Source organism: Bradyrhizobium uaiense (assembly GCF_010811875.1).
In the GTDB taxonomy this organism is placed as follows: domain Bacteria; phylum Pseudomonadota; class Alphaproteobacteria; order Rhizobiales; family Xanthobacteraceae; genus Bradyrhizobium; species Bradyrhizobium uaiense.
Map to the genome: position 1 here is coordinate 1 of NZ_VKHP01001011.1, position 243 is coordinate 243.

Annotated in this window: 1 protein-coding gene; it reads left to right on the forward strand. The window is 60.9% G+C overall.

Annotation, left to right across the window (positions count from 1 at the left end; genetic code table 11):
• Nucleotides 1-243, forward strand: a 243-nt coding sequence (locus tag FNJ47_RS48560; RefSeq protein WP_163163783.1) for a transposase, incomplete at both ends; no start/stop codon positions are given.

Genomic DNA, 243 nt, shown 5'->3' on the forward strand with positions numbered 1-243 from the left:
CCGCATTGATCGAAGGCTTGGCCGCCGAGGTCGTCATGGCCGACGCCGCCTATGACGCCGATCACTTGCGCCAAGCTATCGCCGCCAAAGGCGCGCTCGCCGTCATTCCCAACAACCCGTCACGCGCACTCAAGCATCCGCTCGACAAGCATCTCTATGCCCAGCGCCATCTCGTCGAATGCTGCTTCAGTAAGCTCAAGCAGTTCCGCCGGGTCGCAACACGCTTCGAAAAGACAGCCAGAA